Here is a 17,050-nt window from a genome sequence, read left to right on the forward strand (position 1 = left end):
AACGAAGCGCTCGCCCACTACGCCCAGGTACTCGGGGTCCTGGAGCTCACTCCCTGGAACGGCACGCCCTACAACCGGTCGAATCCCGACAGCCCGTCGCGGCAGTTCCTCTTCGGCCCGCACGGCGAAGGCATGGCCGTCTACCTCGTGCTGGGGTACCGGCGCGCGTCGACGTGCTGCGCGTGTTCTGGCGGGCCTGACCCCCGGCTGGGGACTAGTCGCGGGGTGGGGCGGGGGCGGTCTTGCGGAGGTTGCTGAGGCCGCGCATCACGGGGTGCAGCACGATGATCAACAAGGAGCCCCAGGCGATGCCGCCGATGGTGGCGCCGAAGATGGTCAGGGTCAGGTTGCCGATGCCCGCGACCAGGGCCACGCCGCCGACCATCAGGTTCACCGGGTCGGTCAGGTCGATCTTGTTCTCCATCCAGATCCGCACGCCCACCAGGCCGATGAGGCCGAACAGGACCATCGAGGCCCCGCCGAGCACCCCGGTCGGGATGGTGCTCACCAGCGCGCCGAACTTCGGCGAGAAGGCCAGCAGCAGCGCGGCCACCGCGGCGATCATGTACGCGGCGGTGGAGAAGACCCGGTTGGCGGCCATCACGCCGATGTTCTCCGCGTAGGTCGTGGTGCCGCACCCGCCGCCGGAGCCGGCCAGCGCGGTGGCCAGGCCGTTGCCGATGAGCACGTCCCCGGCGCTGCCGTCGAGGTTGCGGCCGGTCATCGCCGCCACCGCCTTGACGTGGCCCAGGTTCTCGGCGACCAGCACGATCACCGCGGGCAGCATGCTGAGCACGATCTCCGGCTGGAACTCCGGCGCCACGAACGGCGGCATCCCGACCCAGTCCGCGGTGTGCACGGCCGCCATCCGCGCCGGGTCCAGGTTGCCGGACAGCGCGGCCAGCACCCAGCCGATCACCACGCCGATCAGCACGGCGATCCGGGACAGGAAGCCGCGCAGCAGCGCGGTGGCCAGCAGCACGGCGAGCAGGGTGAGCGCGGCGAGGCCGGGCTGGGTGTTGAACGAGTTCACCGCGTCCGGGGCCAGGTGGAAGCCGATGAGGATGACCACGGCGCCGGTCACCACCGGCGGCATGATCGACTCCACCAGGCGGGCGCCGAGGGCCTTCACCGCGACACCGACCATGGTGATCAGCACCCCGGAGATCAGCAGCCCGCCGGTGCGACCGCCGATCGGCGCGGCCTCGCTGGCCATCAGCGGCGCCACGTAGGTCTGCGAGGAGCCCAGGTAGCAGGGCACCCGGTTGCGGGTGATCACCAGGAACAGCAGCGTGCCCAGACCGGAGAACAGCAGCGCTGTGGTCGGCGACAGGCCGGTGAGCAAGGGGACCAGCAGGGTGCCGCCGAACATGGTCACCGCGTGCTGCAACCCGAAGCTGATGGTGCGCGGCCAGGTCAGTCGCTCGTTGGGAGCGACGCTGTCTCCCTCCGCGAGGTGGCGGCCGTCGCCGTGCACCGTCCACAACGCCACAAAGACCCCTCCAACGCGGGATTGAGCAGGAGCGGTGGTTCAACGCCGGAAGAACACCGGCGACCCCCTTGCCGGGGCCGGGTGATCATGGCCGAGTAATACCGACACTCCGCTGAGAAGCGCAACGGTAGCACCGTATGTAATCAAAACGAGATAGGGGCGGGATTCGCCAAAAGAGGTGCGCTCATGCAGGTCAGAGGCTCAGAAGCGGCCGTTGCCCGAAGCGAGTTCACGAAGTGCGGCGGCGAGTCCGGCCAACCGGTCCGTCGCGTCGTCCAACGCGTGCATCGGTCGCATCGTGGTACTCGCGGCAACAGCCTTGCCCGCGGCGGCGACCAGGCCGCGGTAGCCCTCGACGCCCTCGACCAGCTCGTGCAGCAGGCGGGCGACCGCGGCGTCGAGCCCGGGGCGTTCCTCGGCGGGGGCGACGTCCCTGGCCTGCTCCACCGCGCGCAGCTGGGCGGCCACCTCGCGGATCGCCGCGGCGGCCTCGGCCGCGATGGCCCTGGACTCGCCGACGGACTCCAGCGGCACCGGGGGCACCCCGTTGCGCGGCGTGGCGAGCTGGGTGAGCAGATCGGCCAGCAGGGCCTCGGCCTCGGCCAGCTCGCGCATCGGACCGCGGGCGGCCGAGGAGGAAGGGGGGAGCGGGGGCGGCGGGGCCGCGGGCTCCGGGAGCGGGGTCTTGTGCAGCTTGTAGGAACGCACCCCGGCGGAGGTGGCCGCGGCGGCGCTGAGCACGGAGACCGTGCCCAGCGCCGCTTCGGACAGCTCGATGCCGGGGTCGTTGCCGACGAAGAACGCCACCACGCCCGCGGCTGCGGCGAGCGTGGTGCGGAACCAGATCCGGCGCACGGACCGCTTGCGCTGGCGGATCATCTTGGCGCGCGGGTCGCGCCAGGCCGAGAGCTTGCGCTGGACGCCGTCGACCGCGTCGGCGGCACCGCGCAGGTGCTTGGTCAGCTCGCCGCTGTTGCGCAGCTGCTTCACCACGAGCTCGCCCAACTTGGTGAGCTCGTCCCGTCCCGACGCCACCGCGGCCTCAGCCCTGCTGCGGGTTCTGCGGCAGCTGGGTGGTGGCCTGGTTCGGGGCGGGGGCCGGAGCCGCCGCCTGCTGGCCGCCGGTGACCTGCGGGGTGGCCGAACCGCCGCGCATCGAGGCGCGGATCTGCTCCAGGCGCGAGGCACCGGCGAAGTCCGCGGTGGACTGCTGGACCTCCAGCATCCGGCCCTGCACCGAGTTCTTGGCCAGCTCGGTCTGGCCGAGCGCGGTGGAGTAGCGGCGCTCGATCTTCTCCCGCACCTCCTCCAACGAGGGGGTGTTGCCCGGCGCGGCCAGCTCGCTCATCTGCCGCAGCGAGCTGGAGACCTGCTCCTGCATCTTGGCCTGCTCCAGCTGGCTGAGCAGCTTGGTGCGCTCGGCCAGCTTCTGCTGCAGCACCATGGCGTTGCGCTCGACGGCCTGCTTTGCCTGCGCGGCGGCCTGGATCGCCTGGTCGTGCAGGCTCTTGAGGTCCTCGACCGACTGCTCGGCGGTGACCAGCTGGGTGGCGAAGGCGGTCGCGGTGTCCTCGTACTGCCGCGCCTTCTCCTCGTCACCGGAGGCGCGCGCCTGGTCGGCGAGCACCAGCGCCTGACGGGCGGAGGCCTGCAGCTTCTCCACCTCGCCGAGCTGGCGGTTGAGCTTCATCTCCAGCTGCCGCTGGTTGCCGATGACCGCGGCGGCCTGCTGGGAGAGAGCCTGGTGCTGCCGCTGGGCCTCCTCGATGGCCTGCTGAATCTGCACCTTCGGGTCGGCATGCTCGTCGATCTTCGACGAGAACGCCGCCATCAGGTACTTCCAGAACTTCACGAACGGATTGGCCATCTCCTCCGCCTGCCTTCTTCGTGCGACCCTGCCGCGGCCCAGCCCCGTGACTACGCCCCATGACCAGGCGTTCACCCGGTGCTGACATCCATCGTGTCAGGTGCTCGTCCCGGCTTCCACCGGCCCCCGCTGATCTCAGGGTCGAGCCCGACGCGATTCAGGGATGAACCCCCGAACACCCATTCTCACCCTAGGGGCGAACGCGGTGGAGCGGTTCGGGGGTTTTCCCAGCTGTGACCTGATCAGGCCGCTACGACGACACCACGGGGAGCGGAGTTGGTGATCTTCGTGGTGATGTGGGTCCGCAGGACGGGCTGCAGCCGGAGGTCGGAGAGGTCGTTGCCGATGACCGCGGGCACCAGCGAGCCCGCGTCGATCACGCCCCGGTCCGCCCTGGCCTCGGCCCCTGCCGGGACCTTCGGCTCCGGCTTCGCCTGCGCGGGGGCTGCGATGGTCACCGGCTCGCCCGCGCGGATGTCCGCGGCCACCTCGCCGAGCAGTTCCGACAGCGGCAGGTCCAGCGCGCCGCAGATGGCCGCCAGCAGCTCGCTGGAGGCCTCCTTGCGCCCGCGCTCGACCTCGGAGAGGTATCCCAGGCTCACCCGGGCGGAACGCGAAACCTCTCGGAGAGTACGGCGTTGGTCGGTGCGGGCACGGCGCAGCCGGTCCCCCAGCGCCTCCCTCAGCAGCACGGTCATCGCGTGCCTCCCTTCACACTGCAAGCCCGGGCCTCACGGCCGTGGCGACCACGTTACCCAGCGTCCCCGACACCGGAAGAACGTAATGCGGCTCGTCCGCCAAGGGCGAACGTTATCCAGTCCCCTGATGTTCCGTGCGGTTGCCCCGATCAGGTCATGACGTGGCCAGCGAGCATTGCCAGTGCGGAGTCACGGGACGCCGCACGCACCGCGTGCCTGTCACCCTCACAACGCAGGGTGACCACGGTTGGTTCCCGGTCGGCGTGCGCGAGGCCGATGTGCACCGTCCCAGGTGGGACGCCGTCCTGCGGGTCCGGCCCGGCCACCCCGGTCAGGCCGATCCCCCACGTCGCACCGCAGCGCAGCCGCGCCCCCTCGGCGAGCTGGGCGGCCACCTCCGGGTGCACCGCGCCGTGCTCGGCGAGCAGGTCCGCGTCCACCCCGGCCAGCGATGCCTTGAGGTCGGTCGCGTAGACGATCAGCCCGCCGCGCACCACGACACTGGAACCGGGGACATCGGTCAGCGCGGCGCAGACCAGGCCCGCGGTCAGCGACTCCGCGGTCGCGACGGTCTCCCCGCGCTCGCGCAGGGCGGCGACGAGCTCCGCGCTGATGTTCGAACCCGCGGGCGGTTCTTCAGTGCAGTTCACGCTCACGGGCACCTGCCCTCAGCCGAAGCGCCTGGAGGACGTAGTCGAAGCCGGTGACCACCGTGACCACGACCGCGGCGCCCATCATGGTCCACAGCAGCGGGTTGAACGCGCTGGGCAGCATCGGCAGGTAGAGCCCGATCGCCAGGATCTGCAGCAGCGTCTTGAGCTTGCCGCCGCGGCTGGCCGGGATCACGCCGATCCTGATCACCCAGAACCGCAGCAGCGTGATGCCCAGCTCCCTGGCCAGGATCGCGATGGTCACCCACCACGGCAGGTCGCCGAGCACGCTCAGGCCGAGCAGGGCGGCCCCGGTGAGCGCCTTGTCCGCGATCGGGTCGGCGATCTTGCCGAAGTCGGTGACCAGGCCGTAGCGCCGGGCCACGCTGCCGTCGACGCGGTCGGTGATCGAGGCGAGCGCGAACACGCCGAAGGTCACCCACCGCCAGTACTGGTCGTGGCCGCCGCCGACGAACAGGGTGACCAGGAAGACCGGCACCAGCGCCAGCCTCAGCATGGTCAGCAGGTTGGCGATGTTCAGCAGCGGCACGGGTGTGCCCGCGGCGGGCTCACCTCCGCGACTCACGTGGAGATCCCCGGCACGATCTCCAGCGGCTCGACCACCAGGTCGACGCCCTCGGCGGCGATCACCTTGGCGCGCACCAGCATTCCGACTTCCAGATCCTCGACGGCCAGCTCGTCCGAATCGGCGAAGACGCACTCGCCGTCCACCTCGGGCGCCTGGTGCTCGGCGCGGCCGGTGCAGTCGGACTCCTCGGAGGCCAGCTGCTCCACCAGGACCAGGACCTCCTCGCCGACGCGCTCCTCGGCGCGCTGCGTGGTCAGCTGCTCGGCCAGCGCGGAGATCCGGGCGACGCGCTCGGCCACGACCTCCTCGGAGAGCTTGCCGTCCAGCTCCAGCGCCTCGGTGCCGTCCTCGTCGGAGTAGCCGAACACGCCGATCGCGTCGAGGCGGGCACCGGTCAGGAAGCGCTCCAGCTCGGCGAGGTCGTCCTCGGTCTCCCCGGGGAAGCCGACGATGACGTTGGTGCGCGCGCCCGCGGCGGGCGCCTGCCGACGGATCTGCTCCAGCAGCGCCAGGAACGAGTCGGTGGAGCCGAAGCGGCGCATCCGGCGCAGCACGCGCTCGCTGGAGTGCTGGAAGGAGAGGTCGAAGTAGGCGGCGACGCCCGGGGTGCCCGCGATCGCGGTGACCAGGCCCGGGCGGGTCTCCGCGGGCTGGAGGTAGGACACGCGCACGCGGTCGATGCCGGGCACCGCGGCCAGGCGCGGCAGCAGCTTCTCCAGCGCGCGCAGGTCGCCGAGGTCCTTGCCGTAGGAGGTGGAGTTCTCGCTGACCAGGAACACCTCGCGGACGCCCTGCGAGGCCAGCCAGGCCGCCTCGGCGACCAGCTCGTCGGCGGGCCGCGAGACGAAGGAGCCGCGGAAGGACGGGATGGCGCAGAAGGAACAGCGGCGGTCGCAGCCGGAGGCGATCTTCAGCGGCGCCACCGGCGAGTCGTCCAGCCGCCTGCGGTTGGCGCTGACCACACCGGGCACCCAGCCGTGGCCGGGGACGGAGACGTCGGAGGTGGCCCTGGGGCGCTCCACCGGGGTGATCGGCAGCAGGGTGCGGCGGTCCACCGGGACGTGCGAGGTGACCTCGCGACCGGCCACCACGTCGTCCAGCCGCTCGGCCAGGTTCGGGTAGTGGTCGAAGCCGAGCACGGCGTCGGCCTCGGTGAGGTTGTCGGCCAGCTCCTTGCCGTAGCGCTCGGCGAGGCAGCCGACGGCGACGACCTTCGCGCCGGTGTCGGCGGCCGCGAGCAGCGTGTCGACCGAGTCCTTCTTCGCCGACTCGACGAAGCCGCAGGTGTTGACCACCACGACATCGGCTTCGGAGTCTGGGTCCACCAGCTCCCAGCCCCCGGCACCCAGCCGACCGGCCAGCTCCTCGGAGTCGACCTCGTTACGGGCGCAGCCCAGGGTCAGCAGTGCGACACGGCGGGAAGACGGGGGTGCAGACACGCCGGTCAGGGTAACCGCCCCGGCTCCGTCCCTCCGACCACACCACTACCCCGCGCGCGCCATTGCTAGGCAAATGGAGATCAGGGGCAGGCGTAGGCTGCTCGCGTGTCGACCGATCCGGAGAATTCCGAGGTCACCGTCCGCCGGGCCAGGACGAGTGACGTTCCCGCGATCAAGGCGCTCGCGGACAAGTACGCGGGTGTGCTGCTGGACAAGGACCTGGTCACCCTCTACGAGGACGTGCAGGAGTTCTGGGTCGCCACCGACTCCTCCGGCCTGCTCGGCTGCGGCGCGCTGCACGTGCTGTGGGAGGACCTCGCGGAGATCCGCACCATCGCGGTCGACCCGGCGGCGCGCGGCAAGCGCATCGGCCACCGCATCGTCAGCAAGCTGCTCGACGTCGCCGAGGAACTGGGGCTGAGCCGGATCTTCGTGCTGACCTTCGAGACGGGCTTCTTCGGCTCGCACGGGTTCGTGGAGATCGACGGCACGCCGGTCACCCCCGAGGTCTACGAGGAGATCCGGCGCTCCCCCGACGTCGGTGTCGCGGAGTTCCTCGACCTGCCCTACGTCAAGCCGAACACGCTCGGCAACTCGCGGATGCTGCTGATGCTGGCCGACCGCGTGCGCGATCGTTAGGAACCATTCCCCATTCGGAGCTGTTCTCCCAGCTCATCCATGCCGTACCAACATGGGTGTGCGCATCTGTGCGCCTGCGCGGAGGGAGACCACGATGAGGACCTCACGAGGCTTCCGGCGGCCGGCGCGCGGCGCCACCGCGGTCATCACCCTGGTGCTGGCCTTCCTCGTCGGCGCGGGCTCCGCGCAGGCGATCGACGTCCGCGCGGTCACCGACGACTACCTGTTCGCCAGGTCTCTCGCCGAGTTCAGCCAGATCCGCCTGGACCGGCCCCACGACGGCGAGCTCGACTGGTCCACCGACGGCTGCACCAGCGCTCCGGACAGCCCCTTCGGTTTCGAGCTGCTGCCCGCCTGCCACCGGCACGACTTCGGCTACCGCAACTACAAGCGGCAGCAGCGCTTCGACCCGGCGAGCCGCTCGCGCATCGACGAGAACTTCCGCGCGGACATGTACACGCGCTGCGGCTCGAACTGGGCATGCCGCCGAATCGCGGACATCTACTACTACGCGGTGCGCACTTTCGGGGGGTCTTCGGCGAGCACCGCGGGCGCGGTCGACCGGGTAACCGCACGACGCTAGCCGGGTCACGTTTTGGCAACCCTCCCGAAAAGGCGGCTCGGGGTCGCGAGACCAGCCTGTAACGGCTCAGCCAGCAGTGATAGGCCATCGGTGTGATCGGCGACTCAGCCGAACAGTCCAAGCGATGAGGGTAACGGACCAATAAACCGCACACGGGTCAGCGGTGTACGGCGCGCAACTTTTCGGCCTGACAGAAAATGATCTACCGGCCGGTGTCGAAACTTGTTCAGGACTTTTTAGAGCGCGCTACCGGTCGGGGATCGCGCCGGGTAGGAATCATCGTGTTATCTACCTCACCCTGCGAGGAGAGACTTCTATGACCGGTTCCACCCGCATCCGCTCCGCCGCCAGGGGCACGCTCGTGGCCACCGCCATGGCCATGGGCGTGACCATGGGCGCGGGCACCGCCCAGGCGGTCGACATCAGAGCGGTCACCGACCAGTACCTGTTCAGCTACTCGCTGAGCCAGTTCGAGAACACCAGGAACCAGCGGCCGTACGCGGACCAGCTGGACTGGTCTTCCGACGCCTGCTCCTGGTCGCCGGACAAGCCGGTCGGCTTCAACTTCAAGCCCGCCTGCCACCGGCACGACTTCGGCTACCGCAACTACAAGAAGCAGAGCCGGTGGAACGCCGACGCGAAGCTGAAGGTCGACAACAACTTCAAGAGCGACCTGTACGGCATCTGCGGGTCCAACTGGGCGTGCAAGCGGATCGCGGACCTCTACTACGCGGCCGTCCGCAAGTGGGGCACCTGATCCCACCCCGTCCCGAAGGCCCACCCGCTCCCTGCGCGGGTGGGCCTTTTTCATGCCGCGACCGGCCCGGGCCGAAGAATTGCGAACAGGCCACCGAACAATAGTCGAACGCGGAATTCAGCGAAAACAGCGTTGGACCGTACGGCCTACGCCCATCATCAGCCATTCGACCCCGCGCCAGTCGCGAAAAAATCATGCATGATGGCTGATCACGTTATTCAGCGCAGCTCGGCAGCACCGCCCTGCGCGTATCAGCACGCCGAAAAGGTAATTGTCGATTCAAACAAGGGACAGTCATCTTTCCAGGCGACGGGCATCTTTTACTGAGGACCGACAGTGGATGAAACCATCGACAGCGATTCCAGGCCGGTCGATTCCACGGCCGATGGCGACCCGCTCCGGGCGGCGGAGCAGGAGCTGTGCCTGCACGAGGTCTTCGAGTCCCAGGCACGCCGGACTCCGGACGCCATCGCGCTGACGTGCGGCGAACGCGAGCTCTCCTACTCCGAGCTGGACCGGAGGACGAACCGGCTGGCCCGGCTGCTCGGCAGGCTCGGCGCCCGGCCGGGCTCGTTCGTCGCGATCTATTTCGACCGCTCGGAGCTCCCCGTAATCGCGATCCTGGCTTGTCACAAGTCCGGGGCGACGTATGTCCCGATAGATCCCACATATCCCGGCGACCGAATCCAGCACATCGCCGCCGAGCTCAAGATTCACGTGTGCCTGACCGAGAAGGCGCGTTCCTCGGCGGCGAAGGAGTTCTTCCCCAACAGCCGGGTGCTCGTTCTGGACGACGAATGGCCGACGATCGAGAAGTACCCGGATTCCCGGGTCGGTCGCGCGGAGTCCGGCGTCTCACCGGAGGATCTCGCCTACGTCATCTACACGTCGGGAACGACCGGGCGCCCGAAAGGGGTCATGACGGCGCACCGGCACGTGACCCGCTTCGTCGCGGCCTTCAACGAGGTCTGCGCGACCGGACCGGACGACCGCGTCTACCAGGGGTTCTCACTGAGCTTCGACGGCTCCGTCGAAGAGATCTGGATGGCGTTCTCCAACGGCTCGACCCTGGTGGCCCCCACTCGCGACGCACCCCGTTTCGGTGCCGAGCTCGCCGATCACCTCACCGAGGCCGGCATCACCTACTTCTCCACGGTGCCGACCCTGCTCGCCACGCTGCCGAACGCGGTGACGAACCTTCGGACCATCGTCCTGAGCGGTGAAGCCTGCCCGCCGGAGCTGGTCAACCGCTGGGCGCGCCCCGGTCTGCGAATCCTCAACGTCTACGGTCCGACCGAGGCGACGGTCAACACGACGGTCGCCGAGTGCGTCCCGGGCAGGCGGGTCACCATCGGCCGCCCGCTGCGCGGCTACGGCATCCACATCGTGGACGAGGACCTGTTCCCCGTGTCCGCCGGGGCCACGGGCGAGCTGCTGATCAGTGGTGAGACGCTCGCCTCCGGGTACCTCAACCAGCCGGAGCTGACCGCGGAGCGGTTCTTCCACTGCGTGCTGCGAACCGGGAACGGCACGCTGCGCTGCTACCGGACCGGCGATCTGGCCCGGTGGAACGAGAACGGCGAGCTCGAGTTCCTCGGCCGGATCGACGGGCAGGTGAAGATCCGCGGGTACCGGGTCGAGCTGGCCGAGATCGAATCCGTCCTGCTGGAACTCCCGTGGATCCGGTCCGCGAGCGTCACCGTCTTCGAACGGGACGGGTTGCAGGAGCTCGCCGCGTACGTGACGACCGGTCCGGCCGGCGCGGAGGTCGACCGCAACGAGGTCCTCTCGCTGCTGGAGTCCCGGCTCCTGCCGTACATGATCCCGGCCTACCTCGACGTCGTCGCGGATCTTCCCCGCACGGCCAGCGGAAAGGTGGACCGCAAGCGGCTCCCGCCGCCCGTCGATCCGCTCGTCCGGACCTCGACCTCGGTGGTCCTTCCGGAAACCGAGCTGGAGCACGTCATCGCGGACACGTGGGCCGGGGTGCTCGGCATCCCGGCCCCCTCGGTCAAGGACGACTTCTTCCTGGATCTCGGGGGGCATTCCCTCGTGGCCGCGCGGATGGTGACCCAGCTGCGCGAGAAGACCTGTCGTCCGGTCGCGGTGCGGGAGGCCTACCGCTTCCCGACCATTCGCGCGCTCGCGGCCCACCTGGAGTCGGTCCCGGCCGAGGCGGAGGGCCCGCCCGCCGCTGCCGCGGGCACAGCCGGAACAGCCCCTGCCCAAGCGGTTTTCGAGGCCACGGCCGCTCGGGAGCGGTGGGCGACGTGGTTCCTGCAACTGGTGTCGATCTACGTCATCTCCGCCGTCGTCTCGGCCCCGCTGGTCGTCCTGATCCCGTACGTGCTCGACTGGGTGCGGGGCTCCCTCTCCACCATCGGCCTGCTGGGCGTGACCGTCCTCGTCTCGTTCCTCACCTGGCCGGTGCTCCTCGCCCTGGCGATAGCCGCCAAGTGGACCCTCATCGGCCGGTACAAGCCCGGCGAGCACCCGCTCTGGGGCTCCTACTACTGCCGTTGGTGGATCGCGAACAGGATCGCGGCGCTCAGCGGCGCGGGCGCCTTGACGGGCACCCCGCTGTTACCGCTGTACGCCCGGCTCATGGGTGCTCGGATCGGCGCCCGGTGCACGCTGGACACGGCGCAGTGCTCGGCTTGGGACCTGCTCTCCATCGGTGACGACACCAGCGTCGGCGCGGAAACCCAGCTCCTCGGTTACCGCGTGGAGAACGGCGTGCTGCGCCTGGGCCGGGTGGACATCGGCAGCCGTTGTTTCATCGGTGTGCACTCCGCTCTCGGTTTGGACGTCCGCATGGCCGACGACTCGTACCTGGACGACCAGTCGCTGCTCCCCGACGGTGCGGTGATCCCCGCGGGTGAAGGGCGCCAAGGCTCCCCGGGAACGCGCTCCTCGGTGGCCCTGCCCCAGGGGACCGTCGAGCAGACGCGGGCGCGCCGCGTGGTCTTCGCACTCGCCCACCTGGTGGCGGGCACCGCACTGGGGCTGGTGACAGCGCTGGTCCCGACCGCGTCCTTCTTGCTCCTGGCCTGGCTTTTCCTCACCGAGTTCGGATGGGCGTGGGGAATTGCGGCACTTCTGTTGTCCACTCCTGTCACGATTGTCCTGTACTGCTGCTACATCGCGGTGCTGAAAAGGCTGCTGTCGTGGCGAACTCGTCCCGGGACCTATCCGGTCCTCAGCACCACCTATCTTCGGAAATGGCTCTCCGACGGACTCATGACGCTCACCCGCGCCGCTCTCCTCCCCGTCTACACCACGCTCTACCTCCCGCCTCTGCTCCGCCTGATGGGTTCGAAGATCGGACCGCGGGCCGAGATCTCCACTGTCTGGAGGTTCGCTCCCGAACTCATCGACGTGGGCCCGGAGAGCTTCTTCGCGGACGGTTCGATCATCGGTGGCCGAAGGTGCCATCGGGGACTGTGCACCATCGCGTTCAACAGGATCGGTCGACGGACTTTCGTGGGGAACAGCGCGGTTCTTCCCGTCGGGTCCAGTTTGGGCGACGGCTGCCTGCTCGGCGCACAATCCGTTCCTCCGACGAACAGCCCCCGCACCCCCGACGGCACCGAGTGGCTGGGGTCGCCCTCCTTCGCACTGACGCATCGGGTCAAGGTCGGCAACTTCGACGACACCGTCACCTTCACTCCGACGAAGCGCCTCTACCTGCAACGATGCGTGATCGACGCTTTGCGGATACTTATCCCCTACTACGTGCTGCTGTCCTCCGCCGCCCTCTTCGTCGCCGCACTGTTCTTCGTGTACCGGAGCTTGGGGCTCGAAGCGATGATCGCGTGCATACCGCTGGCGGGTTTCGCTTCCGGTATTTACGCGGCCCTGGTCGTCGCGGGACTCAAGAAGGCCGTCATGGGCACTTACAAGCCACAGATCAAACCGCTGTGGTCCCTGTACGTGTGGCTGAACGAAATGATCAACGGCGCTTACGAGTCGGTGGTCGCCCCACTGATCTCCCTACTGCTGGGGACCCCGTTCGCGGCACCTTTCCTCCGCATGATGGGGTGCCGCATCGGCAGGCGCTGTTATATCGGGACGACCCTGTTCTCCGAGTTCGACCTCGTGGAAGTGGGCGACTACGTCGCGCTCAACCACGGTGTCGTCGTCCAGAACCACCTCTTCGAGGACCGGGTCTTCAAGTCTTCGACGCTGAAGATCGGGGACGGCGCCTCGATCGGGAACATGACCGTGGTCCTGTACGACTCCGAGACCGAGAAAGGTGCGGTCATCGGACCGCTTTCCCTGTTGATGAAAGGCGAAACGCTTCGGCCAGGCTCCCGATGGCACGGAATCCCCACGCTCCAGGTCGCCGCACCCGCCGTGACCGCGGACAGACGCATCGCAGGGAGTGATCGAGAATGAACTCCTGTTCACCGACCGGAACGCTCGTCCCCCTCCCGATGAGGCAGCCGTACGAGTACGTGCGGCAGGAGCTGCGCGAACCTGACTGGCGCCGGTTCCCGGGGTGGAAGCACGTCACCGAGGCGCAGTGGCGGGACGCGCAGTGGCAGCGGGTGTCGTGCGTGAAGAACGTGCGCCAGCTCCGCGCGGTGATGGGCGACCTACTGACCGAGCGCTTCTACGACGACCTCGCCGCTGACCAGGCGCGGCTGGCGACGATGTCCATGCTGGTCCCACCCCAGATGATCAACACGATGGTGCCCGAGAACACCGGATCACCGGAGGAGTTCACCGCGGCCTTCTACGCCGACCCGATCCGCCGCTACATGATCCCGGTGGCCTCCGACCGCGACCAGGCCTGGCCCTCCCACCCGCACTCCGCCCGCGACTCCCTGCACGAGGCGGAGATGTGGGTGGTGGAAGGACTGACCCACCGCTACCCCACCAAGGTACTGGCGGAGCTGCTGTCGACCTGCCCGCAGTACTGCGGGCACTGCACCCGCATGGACCTGGTCGGCAACTCCACCCCCCAGGTCGACAAACACAAACTGGCACTGAAACCCGTCGACCGCCAAGACCAGATGATCGACTACCTCAAGCGCACCCCCGGCGTGCGGGACGTGGTCGTCTCCGGCGGCGACGTCGCCAACGTCCCCTGGCGCCAACTCGAATCATTCCTCATGCGGCTGCTGGACATCGACACCGTCCGCGACATCCGCCTGGCCACCAAAGCCCTCGCCGGCCTACCCCAGCACTGGATCCAACCCACCGTCATCGAAGGCATGGAACGCGTCGCCCGCACCGCCCGACGCCGCGGCGTGAACCTGGCCATCCACACCCACGTCAACCACGTCCAGTCCGTCACCCCGCTCGTGGCCGAGGCCGCCCGAGCCATGCTGGAAGTCGGCGTCCGCGACGTCCGCAACCAAGGCGTGCTCATGCGCGGAGTCAACGCCGACCCGAAAGCACTGCTGGACCTGTGCTTCGCCCTCCAAGGAGAAGCCAGCATCCTGCCCTACTACTTCTACATGTGCGACATGATCCCCAACGCCGAACACTGGCGCGTCGCCGTCTGGGAAGCCCAAGAACTCCAACACGCCATCATGGGCTACCTCCCCGGCTACGCCACCCCCCGCATCGTCTGCGACGTCCCCTACGTCGGCAAACGCTGGGTACACCAACTCGCCGAATACGACCGCGAACTGGGCATCTCCTACTGGACCAAGAACTACCGCACCGGCATCGAACTCGCCGACCCCGACGCACTTGAGCGCCGATACTCCTACTACGACCCGATCACCACACTGCCGGAGACAGGACAGAGGTGGTGGCAGCGCAACAACAGTCCCTAGTCGTCCTCGATGGGGCCGCCGCCGCGGATGGAGTAGAGGACCGAATCCAGCTCGTCCGGTTTGACCAGCACCTCGCGCGCCTTGGAGCCCTCCGAGGGGCCGACGACGCCGCGGTTCTCCATCAGGTCCATCAGCCTGCCCGCCTTGGCGAAGCCGACGCGCAGCTTCCGCTGGAGCATCGAGGTGGAGCCGAACTGGCTGGTCACCACCAGCTCCACCGCCTGCAGCAGCACGTCGAGGTCGTCGCCGATGTCCGGGTCGATCTCCTTCTTCTCGCCCGCCTTGGCCGAGGTGACGCCGTCGGTGTACTCCGGCTCCGCCTGTTCCTTGGTGAAGGCGACCACCGAGTTGATCTCGTCGTCGCCGATGTAGGCGCCCTGCACGCGCACCGGCCGGGAGGCACCCATCGGCAGGTACAGGGCGTCGCCCATGCCGATCAGCTTCTCCGCGCCCGGCTGGTCGAGGATGACCCGCGAGTCGGTCAGCGAGGACGTGGCGAAGGCCAGCCGCGACGGCACGTTGGTCTTGATCAGACCGGTGACCACGTCCACCGAGGGCCGCTGGGTGGCCAGCACCAGGTGGATGCCGGCCGCGCGCGCCTTCTGGGTGATCCGGACGATCGCGTCCTCGACGTCGCGGGGCGCGGTCATCATCAGGTCGGCCAGCTCGTCGACGATCGCCAGGATGTAGGGGTACGGGCGGTACTCCCGCTCGCTGCCGGGCGGCGCGGTGATCTCGCCCGAGCGCACCTTCCGGTTGTAGTCGTCGATGTGCCGGACCCGGTTGACCTGCATGTCCTGGTAGCGCTGCTCCATCTCCTCGACCAGCCAGGCCAGCGCGGCGGCGGCCTTCTTCGGCTGGGTGATGATGGGCGTGATCAGGTGCGGGATGCCCTCGTAGGGCGTCAGCTCGACCATCTTCGGGTCGATCAGGATCATCCTGACCTCGTCCGGGGTGGCCCTGGACAGCAGCGAGACCAGCATCGAGTTGACGAAGCTGGACTTGCCGGATCCGGTGGAGCCGGCGACCAGCAGGTGCGGCATCTTCGCCAGGTTCGCGGTGACCATGTGGCCCTCGATGTCCTTGCCGAGGCCGATCACCAGCGGGTGGTTGTCCTTGAGCGCGGTGCCGGACTTGAGCACGTCACCGAGGCGGACCATCTCGCGGTCGCTGTTGGGCACCTCGATGCCCACGGCCGACTTGCCCGGGATCGGGGCCAGCAGCCGCACGTTGTCGGTGGCCACGGCGTAGGCGATGTTCTTGGTCAGCGCGGTGATCTTCTCGACCTTCACGCCGGGGCCCAGCTCGACCTCGTAGCGGGTCACGGTCGGGCCCCTGGTGAAGCCGGTGACCTGGGCGTCGATGGAGAACTGCTCCAGCACCCCGGTGATCGCCTCGATCATCGCGTCGTTGGCGCGGCTGCGGGACTTGGGCGCGTCGCCCACGGTCAGCAGCGTCATCGGCGGCAGCTTGTAGTCGCCCTCGACGGTGCGGGTCATCGCCATCTTGGTCGGCGCCTTGTCGACCACCGGCGGGGTCTCCTTGACCGCCCGCGCGGGTCTGGCCGGTTCCCTGGGCACGTCGTCCAGGCTGAGCTGGTCGTCCTCGGCGGCCGACACGGTCGCCTGGCGCCGGCGCGAGGGTTTGCGCAACCGCACCGAGGCCGGATCCACGTCGTCGAAGAGGTCGTCGGCGCCGACCTCCTCCGAGCCGTCGTCGTAGGGCTCGCCCTGGGTGAGCGCGCGCAGGCGGCCCGGCAGCTCGCGGATCGGGGTGCCGGAGATCAGCAGGCCGCCGCGGACCACCAGGAGCAGCAGCAGCGGGACGGTGACCCACGTGGTCAGCCCGCGGGAGAGCGGGTCGCCGATGGCGTAGCCGATCGCTCCGCCGCCGGTCATCCAGCCCTCGGAGCTCTGCGGCCGGGCGGTGAAGACGTGCAGCAGCCCGAGCACCGCGAGCGAGAGCAGGATCGAACCGAGCACGGTCCGCAACCGCGCCTCCGGGGTGGACTCCCGGACCATCACGGTGATCCCGATGCCGAGCAGCAGCAGCGGCAGCACCACCGCGCCCGCGCCGATCACGCTGCGCACGGCCCAGTTCACGCCCTCACCGACCGGGCCGCCCGCCTGCCACCACACCCCGGCCGCCGAGATCACCGCGACCGCGATGAGCAACAGGCCGACCGTGTCGCGGTGGTGCGCGGAGTCGATCTCCTTGGTGCGCGCGACCGTGCGGGCCATGCCGCCGACGCCCTTGGCCAGCAGGCCCCAGCCCGCGCGCAGCCCTCGGCCGATCGGGTTACCCGCCCGGCGGGGCGCCGGGCGCTTGGCCGGGGTGCGGCTCTTCGCGCCGGAGCGCGCCGCCGGGGCCTTCGCCCTCGGTTTGGCAGGTGACCTGCCGGAACTCGAACGTGGCTTGCCGCCGCCCCGGGAGCCGGTGGTCCCTCTCTTCGCCGGAGTCGCGCGGTTGGCCATGCCGGACACGGTAGTCGGCGGCACGGTCTGCCCGAAGCCGTCACGCCGTAACGCAGCCGACAAATTCGGACTT

General features: G+C 69.1%; 13 protein-coding genes. 5 read left to right on the forward strand and 8 right to left on the reverse strand.

Annotated elements, in window-relative coordinates; translation table 11 throughout:
- Window positions 1–214: 214 nt before the first annotated feature.
- The 7 genes from BLT28_RS19645 to rimO all read right to left on the reverse strand — a co-directional run bounded on the left by BLT28_RS19645 (window position 215) and on the right by rimO (window position 6,735).
- Window positions 215–1,492, reverse strand: a complete 1,278-nt coding sequence (locus BLT28_RS19645; RefSeq protein ID WP_030430806.1) for a uracil-xanthine permease family protein — start codon at window positions 1,490–1,492, stop codon at window positions 215–217.
- 201 nt (window positions 1,493–1,693) lie between these two features.
- Window positions 1,694–2,527, reverse strand: a complete 834-nt coding sequence (pspM, locus tag BLT28_RS19650) for a phage shock envelope stress response protein PspM (RefSeq protein ID WP_030430805.1) — start codon at window positions 2,525–2,527, stop codon at window positions 1,694–1,696.
- A 7-nt stretch (window positions 2,528–2,534) separates the two neighbouring features.
- Window positions 2,535–3,359, reverse strand: coding sequence for a PspA/IM30 family protein (locus tag BLT28_RS19655; RefSeq protein ID WP_030430804.1), 825 nt, complete (start codon window positions 3,357–3,359; stop codon window positions 2,535–2,537).
- A gap of 242 nt (window positions 3,360–3,601) precedes the next feature.
- Window positions 3,602–4,057: a helix-turn-helix domain-containing protein gene (locus BLT28_RS19660; protein WP_030430803.1), complete on the reverse strand. Its 456-nt coding sequence runs from the start codon at window positions 4,055–4,057 to the stop codon at window positions 3,602–3,604.
- A 149-nt stretch (window positions 4,058–4,206) separates the two neighbouring features.
- A complete protein-coding gene (locus BLT28_RS19665) occupies window positions 4,207–4,707 on the reverse strand; it encodes a CinA family protein (RefSeq protein WP_081900475.1) in 501 nt (166 codons plus the stop codon).
- Window positions 4,694–5,293, reverse strand: a complete 600-nt coding sequence (gene pgsA, locus BLT28_RS19670) for a CDP-diacylglycerol--glycerol-3-phosphate 3-phosphatidyltransferase (protein WP_030430801.1) — start codon at window positions 5,291–5,293, stop codon at window positions 4,694–4,696. Before pgsA ends, BLT28_RS19665 begins: the two co-directional genes overlap by 14 nt.
- Window positions 5,290–6,735 carry a 30S ribosomal protein S12 methylthiotransferase RimO gene (gene rimO, locus BLT28_RS19675; RefSeq protein WP_030430800.1) on the reverse strand — a complete coding sequence of 482 codons (1,446 nt, stop codon included), beginning with the start codon at window positions 6,733–6,735 and terminating at the stop codon, window positions 5,290–5,292. The genes pgsA and rimO overlap by 4 nt, the downstream gene beginning before the upstream one ends.
- Window positions 6,736–6,840: 105 nt before the next feature.
- Between rimO and BLT28_RS19680 the strand changes: the two genes are divergently transcribed.
- The 5 genes from BLT28_RS19680 to BLT28_RS19700 all read left to right on the forward strand — a co-directional run bounded on the left by BLT28_RS19680 (window position 6,841) and on the right by BLT28_RS19700 (window position 14,503).
- Window positions 6,841–7,374, forward strand: a complete 534-nt coding sequence (locus BLT28_RS19680; RefSeq protein ID WP_030430799.1) for an amino-acid N-acetyltransferase — start codon at window positions 6,841–6,843, stop codon at window positions 7,372–7,374.
- A 94-nt stretch (window positions 7,375–7,468) separates the two neighbouring features.
- Window positions 7,469–7,957 carry a phospholipase gene (locus BLT28_RS19685; RefSeq protein ID WP_052407569.1) on the forward strand — a complete coding sequence of 163 codons (489 nt, stop codon included), beginning with the start codon at window positions 7,469–7,471 and terminating at the stop codon, window positions 7,955–7,957.
- Window positions 7,958–8,273: 316 nt separating this feature from the next.
- Window positions 8,274–8,714, forward strand: coding sequence for a phospholipase (locus BLT28_RS19690; RefSeq protein ID WP_030430797.1), 441 nt, complete (start codon window positions 8,274–8,276; stop codon window positions 8,712–8,714).
- 336 nt (window positions 8,715–9,050) lie between these two features.
- Window positions 9,051–13,112: a Pls/PosA family non-ribosomal peptide synthetase gene (locus BLT28_RS19695; RefSeq protein WP_231950347.1), complete on the forward strand. Its 4,062-nt coding sequence runs from the start codon at window positions 9,051–9,053 to the stop codon at window positions 13,110–13,112.
- A 38-nt stretch (window positions 13,113–13,150) separates the two neighbouring features.
- On the forward strand, window positions 13,151–14,503 hold the full coding sequence (locus BLT28_RS19700; protein ID WP_083383769.1) for a KamA family radical SAM protein: 1,353 nt from the start codon (window positions 13,151–13,153) through the stop codon (window positions 14,501–14,503).
- On the opposite strand, the gene BLT28_RS19705 is transcribed toward BLT28_RS19700, so the two are convergent.
- Window positions 14,500–16,977 carry a DNA translocase FtsK gene (locus BLT28_RS19705; RefSeq protein ID WP_030430392.1) on the reverse strand — a complete coding sequence of 826 codons (2,478 nt, stop codon included), beginning with the start codon at window positions 16,975–16,977 and terminating at the stop codon, window positions 14,500–14,502. The two genes, BLT28_RS19700 and BLT28_RS19705, sit on opposite strands and share 4 nt — an antisense overlap.
- Between the last annotated feature and the right edge of the window lie 73 nt (window positions 16,978–17,050).

The organism is Allokutzneria albata, assembly GCF_900103775.1.
Lineage (GTDB): Bacteria > Actinomycetota > Actinomycetes > Mycobacteriales > Pseudonocardiaceae > Allokutzneria > Allokutzneria albata.

Coding starts and splice junctions, on each gene's coding strand:
- BLT28_RS19655 (WP_030430804.1), bottom strand. CDS start 3,359: ATGGCCAATCCGTTCGTGAAGTTCTGGAAGTACCTGATGGCGGCGTTC.
- BLT28_RS19660 (WP_030430803.1), bottom strand. CDS start 4,057: ATGACCGTGCTGCTGAGGGAGGCGCTGGGGGACCGGCTGCGCCGTGCC.
- BLT28_RS19685 (WP_052407569.1), top strand. CDS start 7,469: ATGAGGACCTCACGAGGCTTCCGGCGGCCGGCGCGCGGCGCCACCGCG.
- BLT28_RS19690 (WP_030430797.1), top strand. CDS start 8,274: ATGACCGGTTCCACCCGCATCCGCTCCGCCGCCAGGGGCACGCTCGTG.
- BLT28_RS19700 (WP_083383769.1), top strand. CDS start 13,151: ATGAGGCAGCCGTACGAGTACGTGCGGCAGGAGCTGCGCGAACCTGAC.
- BLT28_RS19705 (WP_030430392.1), bottom strand. CDS start 16,977: ATGGCCAACCGCGCGACTCCGGCGAAGAGAGGGACCACCGGCTCCCGG.